The organism is Actinoplanes sp. CA-051413 (assembly GCF_050955795.1).
Taxonomy (GTDB): Bacteria; Actinomycetota; Actinomycetes; order Mycobacteriales; family Micromonosporaceae; genus Actinoplanes.
Genome location: NZ_CP192100.1, coordinates 5,500,327 through 5,519,577, shown reverse-complemented (window position 1 = coordinate 5,519,577; position 19,251 = coordinate 5,500,327). Strand labels below are relative to the sequence as shown.

Sequence of the window (19,251 nt, the reverse complement as noted above, 5' to 3'; positions counted from 1 at the left end):
GAGATGTGGGTACCCTGGGCCCATGACGTCGCTCGACTTCCACTGGTTCCTGCCCACCAACGGCGACAGCCGCGACATCGTCGGCGGCGGGCACGGCACGCCGGTCGGCTCCGCCGGGGGCATCCGCCCGCTGACCATCGGCTACCTCGGCCAGATCGCCCGCAGCGCCGAGCAGCTCGGCTTCGTCGGCGCGCTCACCCCGACCGGGGCCTGGTGCGAGGACGCCTGGCTGGCCACGGCGATGCTGACCGAGGTGACCGAGCGGCTCAAGTTCCTGGTCGCGTTCCGCCCCGGGCTGATCTCGCCGACCCTCGCCGCCCAGATGGCCTCCACGTTCCAGCGGCTGTCCGGCAACCGGCTGCTGCTCAACGTCGTCACCGGCGGCGAGTCCAGCGAGCAGCGCGGCTACGGCGACTTCCTCGACAAGGACGCCCGGTACGCCCGCACCGACGAGTTCCTCGGCATCATCAAGGCCCTGTGGCGCGGCGAGACCGTCGACCACGTCGGCGAGCACCTGCGCGTCGAGGGCGCCCGGCTGAGCCGCCTGCCCGACCCGGCGCCGGAGATCTACTTCGGCGGCTCGTCGGCCGCGGCCGGCCCGGTCGCCGCCCGGCACACCGACGTCTATCTCACCTGGGGCGAGCCGCCGGCCCAGGTGGCGGAGAAGATCGCGTGGATCCGCGGCCTGAACCCGGCGCTGCGCTTCGGCATCCGGCTGCACGTCATCGCCCGCGACACAGCCGAGGCGGCCTGGGCCGAGGCGGACCGGCTGCTGCAGGGCGTCTCGCCGGCCGACATCGAGGCGGTGCAGGCGGGCCTGCGGCGCAGCGAGTCCGAGGGCCAGCGGCGGATGCTCGACCTGCACGGCGGCAGCCGCGACGGGCTGGTCGTCTCGCCGAACCTGTGGGCGGGCGTCGGCCTGGTCCGCGGCGGCGCGGGCACGGCCCTGGTCGGCAGCCACACCGAGATCGCCGACCGCATCGCCGAGTACGCCGACCTCGGCATCACCGAGTTCATCCTGTCCGGCTACCCGCACCTGGAGGAGGCGTACTGGTTCGGCGAGGGTGTCCTGCCGGAGCTGCGCCGCCGCGGCCTCTGGCGGCACCCGGACGGCGACGGCAACACCGGGGCGACGAGCATCCCGTTCGCGGGCGTGGCCACCGCCGGGGCCGCTTCCAGCTGATCACGCGCCGAGCCCGGACGGGCCCGGCGCGCCCCCGATCAGCGCCAGGTCATGTCGAGCTGGCGTTCGAACGCGTCGTAGCCGGCCCGGGCGAAGGCCCGGGCCATCGGCTGGTTGCCCACGTCGGTGGAGGCCCGGATCCGGGGTACGCCCTCGTCCGCCAGCAGCCGCGTGCCCGCCGCCAGCACCTCGTCGATGTATCCGTGGCCGCGGTGCTCCGGCACGACCCCGATGTAGGCGATGATCGGGTTGTAGCCGTTGTGCGCCGGGATCACGAAGCCGACCGGCTCCCCGTCCGGCAGCGTCGCCACCCGCCACCACTCGTGCGGGCTGGCATAGCCTTCCAGCTCGTCGCGGTACTGCTCCTCGGCGGCCTGCCGGGCGCTCATCCGGCTCAGATCGTCGAGGCTGTGCGCGTCCAGCGTGCCCTCCAGCACCCGCGTCATCAGGGTGATGAGCTCCTCGGCGTCGCGGACCGGGCGGAACGTCAGACGCCCGGCCGGCTCCGGGACCGGAGTGCCCGGCCGCCACTCCAGGCGCAGCCGCTCGACGAAGAGCTTGGCGCCCAGGCGTTCCAGCACACCCATCCGCTGCTCGAGGCCGCGGCGGACCTCGGGCTGCTCGCGCCAGTCGCCCGGCACGTACCGCAGGTAGTCGGGCGGAGTGGTGCCCGCAGCGACCAAGGTGGACAGAGCCGTCCGGACGAGTTGGAAAGCGTCGTCGGGGTCACCGTCGAGATCGAGGATGTCCATCAGGAACGGGTGTTCCTCGCCGGGGCGGGACCACCAGGCGGCCCGGGCGACGACGCGCTCGCCGCGCAGGGCGAGCCACAGCCACCGCGGGTGGCGGCGGCCGGCTTCCAGGTCCTTGGCGAGCTCGCCGTTGAGGACGTACGGGAAGGCGGTGAACAGGTCCAGCTCGTCGGGCCCGGTGATCGGGCGCAGGGTCAGGTCGTGGTGGTGCAGAGTCAAGGCATTCTCCGTCTGGAGGCGCCCTGTCCCGCCGGGATCAGCTCGGCTGGTGGCCCCGGGAGGACGTGGGCGCGATGTGCGTGGCGTACATGGCTCAGCCCTCCTTCCTTCGTCGGTCCGGCCGCCAGTTCTATCCGCCGCCCGGCGTGGCCGCAACCGATTTACTCGATAGGGTCGGCGCATGGACCTGCCGGCCCGCGCCGCCGAGCTGATCGCCGTGCCCTCCACCGCGGACCGGCCCGAGGAGCTGCACCGCGCGCTGGAGCTCGTGCTGGACGTAGTCGGGCCCGGCTTCACGGTGGAGCGCTTCGCCTCGCGCGGCAAGCCCAGCGCCCTGGTCCACGTGCCCGGTCCGCGTCCCCACTTCCGGGTGATGCTCAACGCCCACCTCGACGTCGTGCCCGCCGAGAGCTTCACGGCCCGGCTGGACGGCGACCGGCTCTACGGCCGAGGCGCGCAGGACATGAAGGTGGCCGCGCTGGTGCTGGCCGAGGTCTTCCGCTCGCTGGCGCCGTCGCTGCCGTACCCGCTGGGTCTGCAACTGGTCACCGACGAGGAGGTCGGTGGCTTCGACGGCACCGCGCACCAGCTCGCCGCCGGCGTCACCGCCGGCTTCGTGCTCATCGGCGAGCAGAGCGGCCTGCGCGTGGTCACCGATTCCAAGGGCATCCTCCAGGTACGCCTGCACGCCACCGGCACCGCCGCCCACGCCGCCTACCCGTGGCTCGGCGACAACGCCCTGCTCACCCTGACCGGTGCGGTCGACGCCGTGCTGCGCCGATGGCCGGTGCCGCCGGACGAGCAGTGGCGCACGACGGTCAACGTGGCCCGGATCGAGACCACGAACCGCGCGGTCAACCAGGTGCCGGCCGAGGCCACCGCCTGGCTCGACATCCGCTTCCCGCCGCAGGACACCGACTTCGCCGGCCGCACGAGCGAGGAGATCGCCGCGCTTCTGCAGTCGGTCAGCGGCGTGCCGGTCACCGTGGACAGCCTCGGTGCGCCGCACCACGCTGACCCGCACAGCCGCGAGGTCACACTGCTGCGGGCGGCAGCGAGCTCGGCCGGCTACCCGGGAGAGCTGCTGCGCAAGCACGGCGCCGCCGACGGCCGGTTCTACTCCGCGCGTGGCATCGACGCGGTGATCTTCGGCCCGGGCGGCGACGGCCAGCACGGCCCGGTCGAGTACGCGGACCTGCGCACCGTGGGCCCGTACCGGAAGGCGCTGGTCACGTTCCTCACCGAGCTGGCTCGGGACCCGGCACCAGCGGGACGTCGGGATTCGGCCGCAGGGTGACCTTGACGGCGTAGGCCCGGGCCGCGGCCGACGCGGTCCGCAGCGCGAGCCGCCAGTCGTCCAGCGCGAAGGTGTGCGTCACCAGCCCGTCCACCGGGTAGGCCGGGTCGGCGAGCCACTCCACCACCTCGGCCATCGTCGTCCGCCCGGCCAGGGCCGGCTCCGGACCCGAGTTGACGGTGCCCTGCACGGTGAGCTGGCGGTTCCAGACCAGCGACCAGTCGACCCGTTGCCGGCCGGCCCCGCCGACGAGCACCAGCATGCCGGTCGGTCGCAGCAGGTGCAGGGCGAGGTCGATCGTCTCGCTGTGGGCCACGCAGTCGAAGACCACGTCGACGCCCTGCTCCAGGATCGGGGTCCGGGTCAGCCGCGGCCGGACGACCCGGCCGCCGTGCACGCGGGCGAGGGACTCGACCACCTGCGGACCCGGCTCCAGCGCCCGGCTGGCCCCCGTGCGCACCGCCGCCGCCCGGCTGAACTCACCCGGGCCGACCACGGTGATGTCCAGATCCGGGTGCAGCCGGCGCAGGGCGGCCGTCACGAGCAGGCCGATGGTCCCCGGGCCGATGACCACGGCACGATCACCGCGGCGCTGCCAGTGCAGCGCCGCGTGCAGGGCGACAGCCGCGGGCTCGGCGAGGACCGCACGGTACGACGGCAGCGCCCCGACCCGGTGCAGCTGACTTTCGTGGGCGGCGACGTACTCGCCCCAGCCCCCGCCCAGCGCCGCGTCGAAGCCCTGGGTGGGTGACCGGCAGCCGGACACACCGGGCTCGTCGAAGCGCTCACAGACGTACGGGAAGCCGTCCCGGCACGACCGGCACAAAGCGAAACCGCGGTGCACGCAGGACAGCACCGGGTCGACGACGACCCGGTCACCCGCGGACACCGAGGTGACACCCGGCCCGGCCGACTCGACCACGGCGACGATCTCGTGCCCCAGGATCTGCCGCCGCGCGGTGTAGTACGCGCTGAGCACCAGCGACGACTTGGCGTGGGCGACGGCCGTGTCGCTGCCGCAGATGCCGGACAGCTCCGGACGCAGCAGCACCCAGCCGGGGGCGCTGGGCAGCACCGGCACCGGCACGTCCTCGCGCAGGGCGAGCAGGCCGGCCGCGCCCCAGCCGGCGTCACCGCCCAGGCCCCCAGGCAGCGCCCGGGCGGCGGCGGTGGCCAGATACCGGGGTATCGACAGGTCCGCCAGAACGGCTCGCATGGTGCTCCTTCCAGCCGCGACGCCGGCCGCGCCCGGTCTCAACCCGGCGTGGTGACCCGGGCCACGATGTCCGCGGTGGCGGCGAGCACGACGCCGATCCCGGCGATCTCCCGGAAGCTCTGCTCGGTGGCCTGGGAGATGGCGTCGGTGGCCAGCACGACCCGGAAGTCCCGCTCACTGGCCTCGATCATGCTGGCCCGCGGGCAGTTGGGCAGGTTGCAGCCGGCGAAGACCACGGTGTCGATGCCCCGCTCGCGCAGCAACTCGTCGAGCGGGGTGCGGTAGAAGGCGCCCCAGCGCGGCTTGAACAGGGCGAACTCGTCGGGGCCGAGCTCCTGCGCCCGCCCGTCGAACAGCAGCTTGTCGTCCAGGTCCGTCCCGTCGCCGGGCAGCAGGCCGGGCGCGAGCAGCCGGCCGTCGGTGCCCGGCCGGGCGAGCTGGCCACCGCCGTCGATGAGCGTGCGCCGCACCCGGTCGACGTCGTCACCCTGGTACAGCCGGACGATGTGGACGATCGGCCGGCGCGCGGCCCGGAACGCGTCGATCAGCGCGCGCAGCGACGGGATGATCTCGGTGGTGCCGGCCAGCCCGTACGGCTGCCCGGACAGGAAGTCCCGCTGCATGTCGATGGTGACCAGCGCGGACGACTCCCAATGCGGGGCCAGATGCGGATCGGTCATGCGGACCCTCCGATGCGGTGGGACGACGCCAGCAGCATATCGGCGGTCCCCTCAGCCGGCGGACTGCTGGAGGATGGTCCGGAGAATGACCGGTGCGGCGTCCGCGGTCAGGGAAAGGACCACCCGGGTCCGGCGAGCGGCGGTGTCGTCCTCCACGAGGTGTCCGTCCGGCTCGACCCGCAGCCCGACCAGCGGTGCGTCGGCCGGGTGCAGGAGGCCGATCGCGACACCGGCGGCGATCGGGTCGTGCAGCGGCACCTGCCGCTCGCCCAGCACCGGCTCGTAGTAGTCGAAGTAGCCGGTCAGCATCGCGCCCAGTGCCGCCGTCAGCGGCGGGCCGGCCGCCAGTGCGGCCCGGTCGGACTCGTCGAAGCGGTGCCGCATGGTGACGTCGAGCGGCACCACCGTCACCGGCCAGGCCGCGTCGAACACGGCGGTCGCCGCGGCGGGATCGCCGGCGATGTTGGCCTCGGCCCGCCCGGTCACGTTGCCCGGCACCCGGACCGCCCCGCCCATGACGGTGACGTCGCGGACCCGGCCGGGCAGCTCCGGGTCACGGCGCAGCGCCAGCGCCAGGTTGGTCAGCGGCCCGGTCGCCACGATCCGCAGCTCACCGGCGTGCTCGCGGGCCAGCCTGAGCAGCAGCTCAGCCGCGTCCTGGTCCTGCGGCTGCCGGGTGGCAGCGGGCAGCTCGATCCCGCCGATGCCGTTGCCGCCGTGCACCCGGTCCGCGCCGCCGTGGAAGTCGCCGGCCAGCGGGTGGTGGGCGCCGACGGCGACGGGGATGTCGTCGTGGCCCGCCAGGGCGAGCAGGTCCAGGGTGTTGCGGGCGGCCTGGCCGGCGGCCGTGTTGCCGCTGACCGTGCCGATGCCCGCCAAAACGGATCCGCCCTGGGCGAGCAGCAGGGCGAGGGCCAGGGCATCGTCCACGCCGGTGTCGCAGTCGAAATAGACCGATCGAGTCACGGGCTCAGGCTAAGCCGTCCGGGTGCGCGGGGGTTGTCCCCGGGCCGGCCTGGGTACGACCTGCGGCATGACGGACTACGGCATCCATGCCTCGCACGAGCAGATCCCGCCCGCCGAGCTCCTCGCCGCCGTGGTCGCCGCCGAACGCGCCGGTTTCGACGCCGCGATGTGTTCCGACCACTTCTCGCCGTGGAGCGCCCGGCAGGGCCAGTCGGCGTTCGCCTGGTCCTGGCTCGGCGCCGCGCTGCAGGCCACCAACCTGTCCTTCGGCGTGGTCAACGCACCCGGCCAGCGCTACCACCCGGCGATCATCGCGCAGGCCATCGGCACTCTCGGCGCCATGTATCCGGGCCGGTTCTGGACGGCGCTGGGCAGCGGGGAGTACAGCAACGAGCACATCACCGGCGAGCCGTGGCCCCGCAAGGAGGTCCGGGAGGCCCGGCTGCTGGAGTGCGTCGGCGTCATCCGCGACATGCTCGCCGGCGAGGAGGTCACCCGCGACGGCCTGGTCAAGGTCGACCGGGCCAAGCTGTGGACCCGGCCCGAGACACCCCCGGCGCTGATCGGCGCGGCTGTCAGCACGAAGACGGCGGCCTGGTGCGCCGGCTGGGCCGACGGCCTGGTCACCGTGAACGCCCCCGAGGAGAAGCTGCGCGAGATGATCGCGGCGTACCGGGACGCGGGCGGGCGCGGGCCGATCAGCCTGCAGGTGCACCTGAGCTGGGCGCCGACCGAGGCCGAGGCCGAGCAGATCGCCCACGACCAGTGGCGCAGCAACATCTTCCCGCCGCCGGTCTGCTGGGACCTGGAGACCGTGGACCACTTCGACGTGGTCTCCAAGAACGTGACGGTGGAGCAGGTCCGCGAGGTCGTCAACATCTCGGCCGACCTGGAACGGCACATCGAGTGGCTGCGCGGGTACGCGGCCCTGGGCTTCGACCGCATCTACCTGCACCACGTGGGCCAGGACCTGCTGCCGTTCGTGGAGACCTTCGGCGCGAAGGTGCTGCCGGCCCTGCGCTGAGCCGCACCGGCCGGTTCACGTCCCGGCGGACAGCTCGTTGTAGCAGCCGGCGTTCTCCTGGCCGGACAGCTTCTCGATCTCGGCCATGATCTCGTCGGTCGCCGTCCGCCGGGCCCGCGCGGCGTTGCCCGCCGGGGCCGCGAAACGCAGCGGCGCGCCGAACCGCACGGTGACCCGGCCGGGCCGCGGAAACCGCGCCCCGACGGGCTGGATCCGGTCGGTCCCGATCACGGCCACCGGTACGACCGGCGCCCCGGAGGCCAGGGCCAGCCAAGCCACCCCCGTACGCCCGCGGTAGAGCCGGCCGTCGCGGGACCGGCTGCCCTCGGGATGGATGCCGAACGCCCGGCCGTCCCGCAGCACACCCAGCGCCGTCTCCAGGGCCGCCTGGGCCGCCCGGTGCTCGCCGCGCGGCACGGCGACCGCGCCCAGACCCAGCAGGGTCGAGCCGCTGAGCCGGCCCAGCAAGCCGGGCCGGGTGAAGTACTCCGCCTTGGCCAGGAACGCCACCGGCCGGGGTGACACCAGCGGGATCAGGAAGCTGTCCAGGAAGGACAGGTGGTTGGCGGCCAGGATGACCGGGCCTTCGCGGGGTACGTGCTCGCGGCCCTCGACCACCGTCCGGAACGCCAGCCGGGACACCGGGACGAGCAGGGCACGGGTCAGCTGCGGCAACATGTCACGACTCCACGTACGCGTCGATCGCCGTGCGCAGCAGCGCGTCGGCTTCCTCGGTCTCGACCGTCATCTGCAGGCTGCCCCAGGACCACAGCTGCGCGATGCCGTGCAGGTTGGCCCACAGGGCGCCGGCGGCCACGGCGGCGTCGTCGCGGCCGGGCCGGGCCCGGGCGACCAGCTCGACCAGGACGGCGAACAGCGGCTTGCTGGCCGCCCGCAGCCCTTCCTGGTTACCGCGCAGCAGCTCGTGCCGGAACATCAGCTCGAACATGCCCCGGTCGGTGCGGGCGAAGTCGAGGTAGAGCCGGCCGAGGGCGAGCAGCCCGGCGCGCGGGTCGCGCTGCTCGCCGAGGGCGGCGATCTGGTCGGACAGCCGGTCGTAGCCGACCCGGGCCACGGCTGCCAGCAGCTCGCGGTGGGTGGGGAAGTAGCGCCGGGGTGCGCCGTGGGAGACGCCGGCGCGGCGGGCGATCTCACGCAGACTCAGCGCGTCGGTGCCCTCGGCGGCGACCAGCTCGACGCCGGTGGCGACGAGATGCGCGCGCAGGTCATCCGGCATAGACACTGTCTACCAGACGCCGTAGACAGTGTCTATCAACCGCGTCGGAGCCCAGGTGCGGGTCGCCCAGGGCGTGATCTTCACGCCGGCAATGTGCCGTCCGCGACCGGGGGCGCCCATCCCGGCCGGGGGATGAGGCAGAACGGGTGCCCGGCCGGGTCCGCGAACACGCCCGCGCCGGGCAGGGCAGTGGCGCCCAGTGCGAGGACAGCGGCGGACGCCGCGGCGACGTCATCGACCATCACGTCCAGGTGGAGCTGCTGGGGTGTCGCCGGGTCCGGCCAGGTCGGCGCCGGATTGCCGGGGGCCCGCTGGAAGCCCAGCCCGGAGGCGCGGTCGCTGCTGGCCACGACCGCGAAGTCGTCGTCGTGGTAGGTGACGGGCAGGCCCAGCAGCTCGCTGTAGAACCGGGCCAGGGCCAGCGGCTCCGGGCAGTCGACGATCACGTGGTGCAGACGGCCGATTGCCATGATGCCTCCCGGTCCGGCGGCCCGCGGCGTCCGCGGTCTCCCGCCCATCATGTCGAGAACGGCCGGCCGGCACCGACCCCCCGGTATGACGAAGTTTCTGCTGATCCAGCACCACACCGCGATGGGCACCTGGGCGCCGGCCGACGTACGGCGGCATTTCGACTATCAGCGTGACCTGGACGCCGAGCTCACCGCGGCCGGTGAGCTGGTCGAGGCGCAGGGGCTCGGCGGCCGTTCGCATCAGGTCGCGGGGGAGCGGGGCGCCCTGCCCGAGCTCGCCGGCTACCGGGTCGTGGACGTGGAGTCGGAGGAGCGGGCGCTGCAGATCGCGGCCCGGGCGTCGGCGGCGCCGGGGCCGGGCGGCGCCCCACTGGGTCAGCGGATCGATGTAAGGCAGCTGCTGACTCCGTGAGAGCGCTTTCTCGCCGTAACCGGTTCCGGTGGTCCGAACATGCGCCCCCGCACCGGAAAGCGCTCTCCGTCCACCGAACCTTTCGTCATCCTTAAGTCCATCGATACGTCCTTGACCCCGTCCCGTTCGTCACGGTTGAGTTCGGCACTGTTAAGTCACCTTCCGGTTCCCCGTTCCCCCATCCGGAGTCCGCAGTGCCTCACTCCCCACGCCGCTGGCTGCTCGCCGCCGGCACAGTGCTCGTCGCCCTCATCGCCACCACCGGCGTCCGCTTCGTGGCGAACGCGGACGCAGCCCCCACCCCGGCCGGCATCACGGCCGCCGCCACGTTCTCCCACCCCGGCGTGCTGCTCAGTCGCGCCCAGCTCGACTTCGTCAAGGCCAAGGTCGCCGCCAAGGCCCAGCCCTGGACCACCGCCTACAACCAGATGGCCGCGAGCCGGTACGCCTCGCTGTCGCGTACGCCGAAGCCCCGCGCGACCGTCGAGTGCGGCTCCTACTCCAACCCGAACAACGGCTGCACCGACGAGCGCGAGGACGCGATCGCCGCGTACACCGACGCGCTCACCTGGTACATCACCGGGAACACCGCGTACGCGACCAAGGCCATCGCGCTGATGGACGCCTGGTCGGCCACGCTCAGAACACACACCAACAGCAACGGCCCGCTGCAGACCGCCTGGGCCGGTTCGGTGTGGCCCCGGGCCGCGGAGATCATCAAGCACGCGTACGGGAACTGGCCCAACCAGGCCCGCTTCGCCACCATGTTGCGCACCGTCTATCTCCCGGTGGTCCTGGCCGGCAGCGCCAGCAACGGCAACTGGGAGCTGTCGATGATGGAGGCGGCCGTCGGCATCGCCGTCCACCTCGACGACCGCGCTAGCTACGACCGGGCCGTCGCCCGCTTCAAGCTGCGGGCCGCCGCCTACATCTACGTCACCGCCGACGGCGCCCAGCCGAAGTACCCGCCGGCCGGCGGCATCGACACCCGGGCCGAGCTGATCAGCTACTGGCAGGGCCAGAGCACCTTCGTCGACGGGCTCTCCCAGGAGACCTGCCGCGACTTCGTGCACACCGGCTACGGCATCTCCGCGATCGCGCACGTCGCCGAGACCAGCCGCATCCAGGGCGGCGACCTCTACCCCGAGCTGCAGGACCGGCTGCGGCACGCGCTCGGCCTGCACACCAAGTTCGAGGGCACCGCAGTGCCGGCCTCGATCTGCGGCGGCTCGGTGACCAGGGGCCTCGGCCCGATCAGCGAGGTCGCCTACAACGCCCTGCACAACCGGCTCGGCATCGCGATGGCCAACACCGGCACCTACACCGAGGCCCGGCGCCCGCAGGGCAGCAACAACCTGTTCGTGGCGTGGGAAACGCTCACCCACGCCGGCAACCCCGCCTGATCCCCGAAGGAAATCGATGATCCCCATCCCCCGACGACGGCGTGTCCTCGCCGTCTCCGTCACTGCCCTGGTCGTCGGCGTGCTCGGCGTCGCCGGCATCACCAACGCCCTGGCCGCCACCACCGGTTCCGTGGTGAGCAGCGCCAACGGCAAGTGCCTCGACGTCACCAACGGCTCCACCGCCAACGGCAACCTGCCGCAGATGTGGTCCTGCGTGAGCGGGCCGAACCAGACCTGGACCTACGGCGACGACAAGTCGCTCAAGGGCCTCGGCAAGTGCCTGGACGTGGCCGGCGGCGCCACCACCGACGGCGCAGTCGTGCACCTGTGGGACTGCTTCGCCGGGCTGACCAGCCAGCAGTGGACGTACACGGCCGGGCGCGACCTGGTCAACGTCAAGGCCGGCAAGTGCCTCGACATCAAGGACAACAACCTCGCCGACGGCGCCAAGCTCCAGCTGTGGACCTGCGGCGGCGGCGCCAACCAGAAGTGGACGGTCAACGGTGCCTCGACGCCCCCGACCACCCCGCCGGTGACCCCGACGACGGTCCCGCCGGGCAGCGGCAACCCCGACCTGGGCCCGAACGTGACGATCTTCGACCCGTCGATGTCACAGTCGACCATCCAGAACCGCCTGAACACCGTCTTCAACCAGCAGGTCCGCAACCAGTTCGGCAACGCCCGCTACGCGCTGCTGTTCAAGCCCGGTTCGTACAACGTCGACGCCAACGTCGGCTTCTTCACCCAGGTCGCCGGGCTGGGCCTGACCCCGGACGCGGTGAACATCAACGGCGCGGTGCACACCGAGGCGGACTGGTGGCCGGACGGCTCGCAGAACGCCACCCAGAACTTCTGGCGCTCGGCCGAGGGCCTGTCGGTGACGCCGAACGGCGGCCTCGACCGCTGGGCCGTGTCGCAGGCGGCGCCGTACCGCCGGATGCACGTCCGCGGCAACCTGGCGCTCTCCGACGGCGGCTGGTCGTCCGGCGGCTTCATGGCCGACACGAAGATCGACGGGCAGATCCAGTCCGGCTCGCAGCAGCAGTGGATCACCCGCAACTCGCAGATGGGCAGCTGGAACGGCTCCAACTGGAACCAGGTCTTCGTCGGTGCCCAGGGCGCCCCGGCCAACAGCTTCCCGACGCCGCCGTACACCACGGTCGGCCAGACGCCGGTGGTGGCGGAGAAGCCGTACCTGTACGTCGACTCGGCGGGCGCGTACCAGGTGTTCGTCCCCGCGCTGCGCACCAACTCGGCCGGCACGACCTGGGCCAACGGCAACCCGGCGGGCCAGTCGCTGCCGATCGGCACGTTCTTCGTCGTCAAGCCCGGTGAGACCGCGGCAAACATCAACGCGGCCCTCGCCTCCGGCAAGAACCTGCTGGTCACGCCCGGTGTCTACAACCTGAACCAGACCATCAACGTGACCCGGCCCAACACCGTCGTGCTCGGCCTGGGCCTGGCGACCTTCGTCCCGCAGAACGGCATCACCGCGATGACCGTGGCCGACGTCGACGGCGTACGGGTCGCCGGGTTGCTCTTCGACGCCGGGACCACCAACTCGCCGGTGCTCATGGAGGTCGGCCCGAACGGCTCGTCGGCGAACCACGCGGCGAACCCGACCGTGCTGTCCGACGTGTTCTTCCGGATCGGCGGCGCGATCGCCGGCAAGGCCTCGGTCAGCCTGCGGATCAACAGCGACCACGTGATCGGTGACCACGCCTGGATCTGGCGCGCCGACCACAGCGACAACGGCACCCACGGCTGGACCGTCAACCCGGCCGCCAACGGACTGACCGTCAACGGCGACAACGTGACGTTCTACGGCCTGTTCGTCGAGCACTACCAGCAGTACCAGACCATCTGGAACGGCGAGAACGGGCGCACGTACTTCTACCAGAACGAGATGCCCTACGACCCGCCGAACCAGGCCGCCTACATGAACGGCTCGACGCAGGGCTGGGCGGCGTACAAGGTGGCCGACTCGGTGAACAACCACGAGGCGTGGGGCCTGGGGTCGTACGCGTTCTTCAACGTCAATCCCAGCGTGGTCAACGCCCGTGCCTTCGAGGTGCCGGTGAAGCCGGGCATCAAGTTCCACAACATGGTGACCGTCTCGCTGGGCGGCACCGGCACGATCGCCCACGTCATCAACAACACGGGCGCCGCGGTGAACAGCGGTCACCAGGTGACCAACCTGGTCAGCGGCCCCTGATCCCATTCGCACGTCGCGACGGCCCGCCGGACCTCCGGCGGGCCGTCTGCCTTTCGGTCAGCGGGCGTTGTAGCGCTTGCGGGCCCAGAGATAGCCGGCCAGGGCGATGGCGGCGCACCAGGCGGTCGCCCACCAGATCGAGTCGCCGACCGTTCCGCCGGTCAGCAGGGCCCGGATCGTCTCCATGATCGGCGTGAACGGCTGGTACTCGGCGAACTGCCGCAGCCCGTTCGGCATCGAATCGGTCGGGACGAAACCGCTGCCGATGAAGGGCAGCAGGGTCAGCAGCAGCGGCGTGTTGCTCGCCTCCTCCACGGTCTTGGCCACCAGCCCCAGCGCGGTGGCCAGCCAGGTGATCGCGAACGAGGTCATCGCCAGCACGCCGAGCACGCCCAGCCACTCCGCCAATCCGGCGCTGGGCCGGAAACCGATCGCGAGCGCCACGGCCAGCACGATGGCCAGGCTGACCAGGGTCTGGATCATGCTGCCGACCACGTGCCCGGTCAGGACCGACACCCGGGCGATCGCCATGGTGCGGAACCGGGCCACGATGCCCTCGGTCATGTCGGTGGCGACCGAGACCGCGGTGCCGGCCGCCGCCCCGCCGACGGTCATCAGCAGGATGCCCGGCACCACGTACGCCAGGTATTCGGTCCGGCCCCCGCCCAGGCCGGCGCCGAGCGTGCCGCCGAAGACGAAGACGAACAGCAGCAGGAAGATCACCGGCATCCCGGCCAGGTAGAAGATCATCGCCGGATAGCGCTGCATGTGCCGCAGATTGCGCCGCAGCATGGTGTTCGAGTCGCGGACGGCGAGGCTCAGGGTGGTCATCGCACGGGCTCCTTCGCGGTCAGGGCCAGGAAGACGTCATCGAGGTCGGGCGTGTGCACGGTCAGGCTCTCCACCTCGGCGCGGGCCTCGTCCAGGGTGGTCAGCAGGGCGCGCAGCGTGCGCACGCTGCCGTCCCCGGGCACCTGGATGGTGAGCTGGGCGGAGTCGACGTCGGCGGTGTCGAGGGCCACCGCCGCCGCCCGCAGTGCCGGCCCGTCGGCGAAGCGCAGGGTGATGTGCCCGCCCGGCACCAGCCGTTTGAGCTCGTCGGCCGTGCCCTCGGCGACCAGCCGCCCGCCGTCGAGCACCGCGATCCGGTCGGCGAGCTGGTCCGCCTCCTCCAGGTACTGGGTGGTCAGGAAGATCGTCACACCGTCGGCCACCAGCGCCCGGACGGTCTGCCACATCGCCTGCCGGCTGCGCGGGTCCAGCCCGGCGGTCGGTTCGTCGAGGAACACCAGCCGCGGCTCACCGACCAGGCCCATCGCGATGTCCAGCCGCCGCCGCATGCCCCCCGAGTACGCCGACGCCTGCTTGCCGGCCGCGTCGGTCAGGTCGAACTGCTCCAGCAGCTCGTCCGCCCGCCGCCGGCCCCGGGCCCGGCCCAGGTGGTGCAGGTCGGCCATGAGAATGAGGTTCTCCCGGCCGGTGAGCAGCCCGTCGACGGCGGCGAACTGGCCGGTGACCCCGATCGCCGCCCGGACCGCGTCCGGCTCGGTCGCCGGGTTGTGGCCGGCCACCCGGATCTCGCCGGCGTCGGCGTCGATCAGCGTGGAGAGGATCTGGACGGTGGTGGTCTTGCCGGCGCCGTTCGGGCCCAGCAGGGCGAAGATCGAGCCCGCCGGGACGTGCAGGTCGATGCCGTCCAGGACGGTGTGGTCGCCGTACGCCTTGCGCAGGCCGGTCACGGTGATCATCGGAGCTCCTCGGTGTCGCCGCGGCGCACGATGATGTCGCCGAAGGAGGTGCGGGCGCGCACCTGCACGTTGTCCTCGCCGGGCTCCGGGGCGCCGGCGCCGTCGAGGTGGTTGAGCACCTTGCCGAACTGGGTGTGCAGGTCGAGGTACGCCGCCGTGCCCGCCGCGATGCCGACCTCCAGCTCACCCATCGAGCTGCGGACCGCGACCGTGCCACGGCGCACCGCGCCGATCCGGATGCTGCCGTTGGCGGTCGCGGCGTCGACCGAGCCGCCCACCTGCCCGGCGACGACACCACCGTTGGCCATCTTCGCCGTCAGATCGCCGCCGACGGAGTCCACCGCGGTGTCGCCGTTGGAGTTCTTGATCACCGCGGCCCCGCTGACCGTGCCGATCCGGATCGTCCCGCTGCCGGTCGTGGCTCGGGCCGCACCGTTCACCGACCGCGCGACGACGGAGCCGGCGCTGGTGTTCACCTCCAGCGGCCCGGTGTGCTGCAGCTCCACGTCACCGGCGGCGGTGCGGACCGCGGTCTCGCCGAGCGTGCCGGTGCAGTGGAACGAGCCGAGGGCCGCGTCGGCGCGCAGCTGCGAGCCGGTGGGCAGGTTGATCTCGATGTCGATCGACCCGCTGCGGCGCAGGAGCCCCATGGTCTTGAGCGTCTTCGGGGTCTTGACCAGCAACTGCCCGTCGGCGAACTGGACCTGGGTCTGTTCGGCGGCGCGCAGGTCGGCGGCGGCGGAGGGGTCGCTGGGCCGGACCTCGACGAGGGTGTCCGCGCGGTCGGTGGCGGTGATCCGTACGTCGGCGACGAGCAGCTCGAGCGTCGCCCGGATCGGCGCGGGGGTGTCGAAGGTGGGCATGTCCTGGTCCTTTCGCGGAGGGAAGACGGGCACGGTCAGCGGGCCCAGCCGGTGTAGCGCTGCCCGCCGAGCGGGGCGCGGGAGGTGCGCGGCCGGTCACCGGCCTGCACGGCGGCGGTGCTGGCCCGGACCAGCCAGGCGTTGACCGAGAGGCCCTCGCGGCCGGCCGCCTCCTCGATCCGGGTCTTGAGCTGGTCCGGCAGCCGGAAGTTGATCCGCGACACGGCTCCGTCGTCGGGGACGTCGGTGGCCTCGACCGGCTCGGGTGCCGTCGTCTCCACCGGGTGCTCGGCCGGCGGTGGCGTCACGACGAAACCGGGGGAGCCGCCGCGCAGCCGCAGCTCGACCGAGCCTGGGGCGAGGTCGCGGGTGATCTCGTCCGCCGCGGCGGACAGGGCATCGAGCAGGGCGAGCCGGAAGGCCGACTCCATCGGCGCGGTCAGCCGCTCGGCCAGCTCGCGGGCGTCGGAGCCGCCGAGCTCGGCCGCGCCGGCGAGCTCCTCGCGGAGCCGTGCGACATATGATGTGAGGTCCATGACGCCATCATGGCATCACTATGGCGCCATGTAAAGCCATGCTGGCATCACTTAGACGCCACGCTGGTTGCGTCGTTTCCTGCGTCGTTTGCGGCCGGTCCGGCCCGGGTAGAGAAGCGCTCGTGCTCGAAGTCGCTGATCTCCCGTTACCCGGGTCCGGCCGAACCCTGGAACGGTTCGAGCGGCTCGCGGCCATCGCCCGCCGCGACCCGGTCGCGGCCCGGCTGTGCGAGGGCCATGCCGATGCCATCGCGATCCGCGCCGAGCTCGGCGACCTCGGCCCGCTCGCCCCGGACGAGAGCTGGGGTGTCTGGGCTGCCGCGCCGGCCTCGGTGACCGCCATCAAGAAGGACGGCGAGTGGGCGCTGAGCGGCGACCGCCCGTGGTGCTCGGGCGCGGGCTCCTGTACACATGCCCTGGTCACCGCCACCGCGCCGGACGGTATCCGGCTGTTCGCCGTGGCCAACCGCGCGCCCTGGGCGGTGCCGCTGGACGGGACGTGGCCCGCGGTCGGGATGGCCGGCAGTGACAGCCGTACCGTCCGCTTCACCGACGCCCCGGCCCGGCCGGTGGGCGGTCCCGGCTCCTACGTCGGCCGGCCCGGCTTCTGGCACGGCGGCGTCGGCGTCGCGGCCTGCTGGTACGGCGGTGCCACCGGCGTGGCGGACACCCTGCTGCACCGGGCGCGCGGTCCGCACGCCCTGGCCCACCTCGGCGCCGTCGACGTGCTGTTGCGCTCGGCCCGGGCGGTGCTGCGCGAGGCCGCCGCCCGGATCGACGCCGAGCCGACCGCGGACGCCGAGCAGCTCGCTGTGCGGGTCCGGTGCACGGTCGAGTCGGCGGCGTCCGAGGTCATCGACCGGGTCGGCCGCGCGCTGGGTGCCGGGCCGCTGGGCCACGACGAGGCGCACGCCCGCCGGGTGAGTGACCTGACTGTGTACCTGCGGCAGAGCCACGCCGAAGCCGACCTCGCCCATCTCGGCGCACTGCTGAAGGAGGAACCACCCGCATGGTGACCGTGATCGAGGGAGCCGGCACGGACGACACCCGCTGGCGCTCCTGGCCGACCGTCGGCGGCTGGCCGGCGCTGACCGTCGACCCGCCCGGCCCGCCGCTGGTGGTCGCCCCGCACCCGGACGACGAGGTGCTCGGGGTCGGCGGGCTGCTGGCGCTGCTGGGCGACGCCGAGGTGGTCGCGGTGACCGACGGCGAAGCCTCCCACCCCGGCTCCACAGTGCACACCCAAGCCGAGCTCGCGGCCCTGCGCCGCGAGGAGACCGCCGAGGCGCTGCGCCGGCTCGGCCTCGGCCGCACAGCCGTGGTGCACCTGGGTCAGCCGGACGGCGGCATCGACGAGGACGCCCTGACCGCTGCCCTGACCGAACGGCTCACGCCGGGGCGCTGGTGCCTGGCCACCTGGCGCGGCGACGGGCACCCCGATCACGAGAGTGTCGGCCGGGCCGCCGCGGCCGCCTGCGCCGCCACCGGGGCCCGGTTGCTGGAGTATCCGATCTGGACCTGGCACTGGGCGCAGCCCGGCGACGACCGGGTGCCGTGGGACCGGGCCCGGCGCCTCGACCTGCCGAGCGCCGCGCGCCACGCCAAGGAGGCGGCGATCCAGGCGTTCCCGAGCCAGATCGCGGACCTGGGGCCGGAGCCCGCCGACGCGGCCATCCTGCCGCCGCACGTGCTGGCCCGCTTCCGCCGGCCGTTCGAGGTGGTGTTCGCGTGAGCACCCCCCTGGGCTACTTCGAGCAGATGTACGCCGACAGCCCCGACCCCTGGAGCTTCGAGTCCCGCTGGTACGACAACCGCAAGCACCAGCTCACCGTGGCCGCGCTGCCCCGCGCCCGCTACCTTTCCGCATTCGAGCCGGGCTGCTCGACCGGCAGCCTGACCGCCCGGCTGGCCCCGCGCTGCGCCGCCCTGCTCGCCGTGGACGCGGTCGAGTCCGCGGTGACCACCACCGCGCACCGGCTGGCCTCCCAGCCGCACGTCACCGTGGCCCGGGCCCGGATGCCCTACGACTGGCCCCGGCAGACCTTCGACCTGATCGTGCTCTCCGAGCTCGGCTACTACTTCGACGACACCGACCTGGACGCGCTCATCGCCCAGAGCGTGGCCGCGCTCGAGCCCGGCGGCGATCTGGTCGCGGTGCACTGGCGGCGGCCGGTTGCCGAGCACGCCCGCCCCGGTGAGGAGGTCCACGCCCGGCTCGATGCCACCCCGGGGCTGGAGCTGACGGCGCAGCACACCGAGGCCGACTTCCTCCTGGAGGTCTACGCGCGTACGCCCCCGGCGGCCCGGTCGGTCGCCGAGCGTGAGGGTCTGTGCTGAGCCGGATCGCCGTCGTCGTGCCCGCCCACGACGAGCAGGAGTTGCTCCCGCACTGTCTGGCCGCGCTGCGGATCGCCGTCGCCGGCAGCGCCGTCGCGGCCGAAGTGATCGTCGTCGCCGATGACTGCGCCGACGCCACGGCTCCGATCGCGGCCGCGGCGGGAGCGGCGGTGGTGCGGGTGACCGCGGGAAACGTGGGGCAGGCCCGGGCGGCCGGGATGGCGTACGCGTTGCGGCACGGCACCGCGGGGCTGTGGCTGGCCACCACCGACGCCGACAGCCGGGTCGGGCCCGGATGGCTGGAGTGGCACGCCCGGCACGCGGAGCGCGGGACCGAGGTGCTCGTCGGCACGGTCGAGGTGCCCGACTGGTCCCCGTGGCCGGTGGCCGTCCGGCACGCCTACGAGCAGCGACACCGCGAGCCCGGTGCTCACCAGCGCTCGCCGCAGTGCGCGGGCGCCCGCGGGGTTCGCCGCCCACCTGGCGTCAGTGGCCGAGGAGGTGTCAGGGCGTCGATGCGGCGCGGACCACGCCGCGGTGGCGTCGGGCGTCGCGGATCACCGGCACGGCCCACACCGCCAGGACGGCCACGGCCAGCGCTGCGGTGCGCGCGTCCCAGCGGCCGTGCAGCACCAGGGCCAGCAGGTACGCACACGCGACGAACGTGCGGAAGAAGGGGGCGTTGCGCACGAC

General features: G+C 73.1%; 21 protein-coding genes and 1 pseudogene. 10 read left to right on the top strand and 12 right to left on the bottom strand.

The window, feature by feature from the left end; all coding sequences use genetic code 11:
- Positions 1 to 22: 22 nt before the first annotated feature.
- Positions 23 to 1,183: an LLM class flavin-dependent oxidoreductase gene (locus ACQP2Y_RS26040; RefSeq protein WP_433717648.1), complete on the top strand. Its 1,161-nt coding sequence runs from the start codon at positions 23 to 25 to the stop codon at positions 1,181 to 1,183.
- 38 nt (positions 1,184 to 1,221) lie between these two features.
- On the opposite strand, the gene ACQP2Y_RS26035 is transcribed toward ACQP2Y_RS26040, so the two are convergent.
- A complete protein-coding gene (locus tag ACQP2Y_RS26035; RefSeq protein ID WP_433717647.1) occupies positions 1,222 to 2,154 on the bottom strand; it encodes a GNAT family N-acetyltransferase in 933 nt (310 codons plus the stop codon).
- 181 nt (positions 2,155 to 2,335) lie between these two features.
- Between ACQP2Y_RS26035 and ACQP2Y_RS26030 the strand changes: the two genes are divergently transcribed.
- Positions 2,336 to 3,451 carry a M20 family metallopeptidase gene (locus ACQP2Y_RS26030; protein ID WP_433717646.1) on the top strand — a complete coding sequence of 372 codons (1,116 nt, stop codon included), beginning with the start codon at positions 2,336 to 2,338 and terminating at the stop codon, positions 3,449 to 3,451.
- Here the strand turns inward: ACQP2Y_RS26030 and ACQP2Y_RS26025 are convergent.
- The 3 genes from ACQP2Y_RS26025 to ACQP2Y_RS26015 are packed head-to-tail and all read right to left on the bottom strand — an operon-like array spanning position 3,393 to position 6,313.
- Positions 3,393 to 4,667, bottom strand: a complete 1,275-nt coding sequence (locus ACQP2Y_RS26025) for a zinc-dependent alcohol dehydrogenase (protein WP_433717645.1) — start codon at positions 4,665 to 4,667, stop codon at positions 3,393 to 3,395. The genes ACQP2Y_RS26030 and ACQP2Y_RS26025 overlap by 59 nt on opposite strands.
- A 38-nt stretch (positions 4,668 to 4,705) precedes the next feature.
- On the bottom strand, positions 4,706 to 5,347 hold the full coding sequence (locus ACQP2Y_RS26020) for a cysteine hydrolase family protein (protein WP_433717644.1): 642 nt from the start codon (positions 5,345 to 5,347) through the stop codon (positions 4,706 to 4,708).
- A 51-nt stretch (positions 5,348 to 5,398) separates the two neighbouring features.
- Positions 5,399 to 6,313, bottom strand: a complete 915-nt coding sequence (locus tag ACQP2Y_RS26015) for a nucleoside hydrolase (protein ID WP_433717643.1) — start codon at positions 6,311 to 6,313, stop codon at positions 5,399 to 5,401.
- A gap of 67 nt (positions 6,314 to 6,380) precedes the next feature.
- Between ACQP2Y_RS26015 and ACQP2Y_RS26010 the strand changes: the two genes are divergently transcribed.
- Positions 6,381 to 7,337 (top strand): TIGR03885 family FMN-dependent LLM class oxidoreductase, encoded by a 957-nt coding sequence (locus tag ACQP2Y_RS26010; RefSeq protein ID WP_433717642.1) that lies wholly within the window; start codon positions 6,381 to 6,383, stop codon positions 7,335 to 7,337.
- A 15-nt stretch (positions 7,338 to 7,352) separates the two neighbouring features.
- Here the strand turns inward: ACQP2Y_RS26010 and ACQP2Y_RS26005 are convergent, their stop codons facing one another.
- From ACQP2Y_RS26005 to ACQP2Y_RS25995, 3 genes are all read right to left on the bottom strand, one after another.
- Positions 7,353 to 8,015 (bottom strand): lysophospholipid acyltransferase family protein, encoded by a 663-nt coding sequence (locus ACQP2Y_RS26005; RefSeq protein WP_433717641.1) that lies wholly within the window; start codon positions 8,013 to 8,015, stop codon positions 7,353 to 7,355.
- A 1-nt stretch (position 8,016) separates the two neighbouring features.
- Positions 8,017 to 8,574, bottom strand: a complete 558-nt coding sequence (locus tag ACQP2Y_RS26000; protein ID WP_433717640.1) for a TetR/AcrR family transcriptional regulator — start codon at positions 8,572 to 8,574, stop codon at positions 8,017 to 8,019.
- 80 nt (positions 8,575 to 8,654) lie between these two features.
- The gene (locus ACQP2Y_RS25995) at positions 8,655 to 9,044 is read right to left on the bottom strand and encodes a VOC family protein (protein ID WP_433717639.1); all 390 of its coding nucleotides are present in this window, start codon (positions 9,042 to 9,044) and stop codon (positions 8,655 to 8,657) included.
- 85 nt (positions 9,045 to 9,129) lie between these two features.
- On the opposite strand from ACQP2Y_RS25995, the gene ACQP2Y_RS25990 reads away from it, so the two are divergent.
- The 3 genes from ACQP2Y_RS25990 (at position 9,130) to ACQP2Y_RS25980 (ending at position 13,074) form a co-directional block, all read left to right on the top strand.
- On the top strand, positions 9,130 to 9,456 hold the full coding sequence (locus ACQP2Y_RS25990) for a YciI family protein (RefSeq protein ID WP_360824167.1): 327 nt from the start codon (positions 9,130 to 9,132) through the stop codon (positions 9,454 to 9,456).
- 194 nt (positions 9,457 to 9,650) lie between these two features.
- Complete coding sequence (locus ACQP2Y_RS25985) at positions 9,651 to 10,859, top strand: alginate lyase family protein (RefSeq protein ID WP_433717638.1); 1,209 nt, start codon at positions 9,651 to 9,653, stop codon at positions 10,857 to 10,859.
- Positions 10,860 to 10,875: 16 nt separating this feature from the next.
- Positions 10,876 to 13,074: a ricin-type beta-trefoil lectin domain protein gene (locus tag ACQP2Y_RS25980; RefSeq protein WP_433717637.1), complete on the top strand. Its 2,199-nt coding sequence runs from the start codon at positions 10,876 to 10,878 to the stop codon at positions 13,072 to 13,074.
- Positions 13,075 to 13,131: 57 nt separating this feature from the next.
- Here the strand turns inward: ACQP2Y_RS25980 and ACQP2Y_RS25975 are convergent, their stop codons facing one another.
- From ACQP2Y_RS25975 to ACQP2Y_RS25960, 4 genes are read right to left on the bottom strand one after another with little or no spacing between them, the layout of a single operon-like run.
- Complete coding sequence (locus ACQP2Y_RS25975; RefSeq protein ID WP_433717636.1) at positions 13,132 to 13,905, bottom strand: ABC transporter permease; 774 nt, start codon at positions 13,903 to 13,905, stop codon at positions 13,132 to 13,134.
- Entirely contained in the window at positions 13,902 to 14,822 is a 921-nt protein-coding gene (locus ACQP2Y_RS25970) for an ATP-binding cassette domain-containing protein (protein ID WP_433717635.1), read from the bottom strand. Before ACQP2Y_RS25970 ends, ACQP2Y_RS25975 begins: the two co-directional genes overlap by 4 nt.
- Positions 14,819 to 15,685 carry a DUF4097 family beta strand repeat-containing protein gene (locus tag ACQP2Y_RS25965; RefSeq protein ID WP_433717634.1) on the bottom strand — a complete coding sequence of 289 codons (867 nt, stop codon included), beginning with the start codon at positions 15,683 to 15,685 and terminating at the stop codon, positions 14,819 to 14,821. Before ACQP2Y_RS25965 ends, ACQP2Y_RS25970 begins: the two co-directional genes overlap by 4 nt.
- A gap of 35 nt (positions 15,686 to 15,720) precedes the next feature.
- The gene (locus ACQP2Y_RS25960; RefSeq protein ID WP_433717633.1) at positions 15,721 to 16,221 is read right to left on the bottom strand and encodes a hypothetical protein; all 501 of its coding nucleotides are present in this window, start codon (positions 16,219 to 16,221) and stop codon (positions 15,721 to 15,723) included.
- Positions 16,222 to 16,343: 122 nt separating this feature from the next.
- Here ACQP2Y_RS25960 and ACQP2Y_RS25955 point away from each other — a divergent pair, with 122 nt between their 5' ends.
- From ACQP2Y_RS25955 to ACQP2Y_RS25940, 4 genes and pseudogenes are all read left to right on the top strand, one after another.
- Positions 16,344 to 17,237 carry an acyl-CoA dehydrogenase gene (locus ACQP2Y_RS25955; RefSeq protein WP_433717632.1) on the top strand — a complete coding sequence of 298 codons (894 nt, stop codon included), beginning with the start codon at positions 16,344 to 16,346 and terminating at the stop codon, positions 17,235 to 17,237.
- Positions 17,231 to 17,953: a PIG-L deacetylase family protein gene (locus ACQP2Y_RS25950; RefSeq protein ID WP_433717631.1), complete on the top strand. Its 723-nt coding sequence runs from the start codon at positions 17,231 to 17,233 to the stop codon at positions 17,951 to 17,953. The genes ACQP2Y_RS25955 and ACQP2Y_RS25950 overlap by 7 nt, the downstream gene beginning before the upstream one ends.
- Positions 17,950 to 18,558: an SAM-dependent methyltransferase gene (locus tag ACQP2Y_RS25945; RefSeq protein WP_433717630.1), complete on the top strand. Its 609-nt coding sequence runs from the start codon at positions 17,950 to 17,952 to the stop codon at positions 18,556 to 18,558. Before ACQP2Y_RS25950 ends, ACQP2Y_RS25945 begins: the two co-directional genes overlap by 4 nt.
- Positions 18,552 to 18,914, top strand: a pseudogene (locus ACQP2Y_RS25940) (glycosyltransferase family A protein); the annotation flags it as partial. The gene ACQP2Y_RS25945 and the pseudogene ACQP2Y_RS25940, both read left to right, overlap by 7 nt.
- Positions 18,915 to 19,062: 148 nt before the next feature.
- Here ACQP2Y_RS25940 and ACQP2Y_RS25935 read toward each other — a convergent pair.
- The gene (locus ACQP2Y_RS25935) at positions 19,063 to 19,248 is read right to left on the bottom strand and encodes a hypothetical protein (protein WP_433717629.1); all 186 of its coding nucleotides are present in this window, start codon (positions 19,246 to 19,248) and stop codon (positions 19,063 to 19,065) included.
- Positions 19,249 to 19,251: the final 3 nt, after the last annotated feature.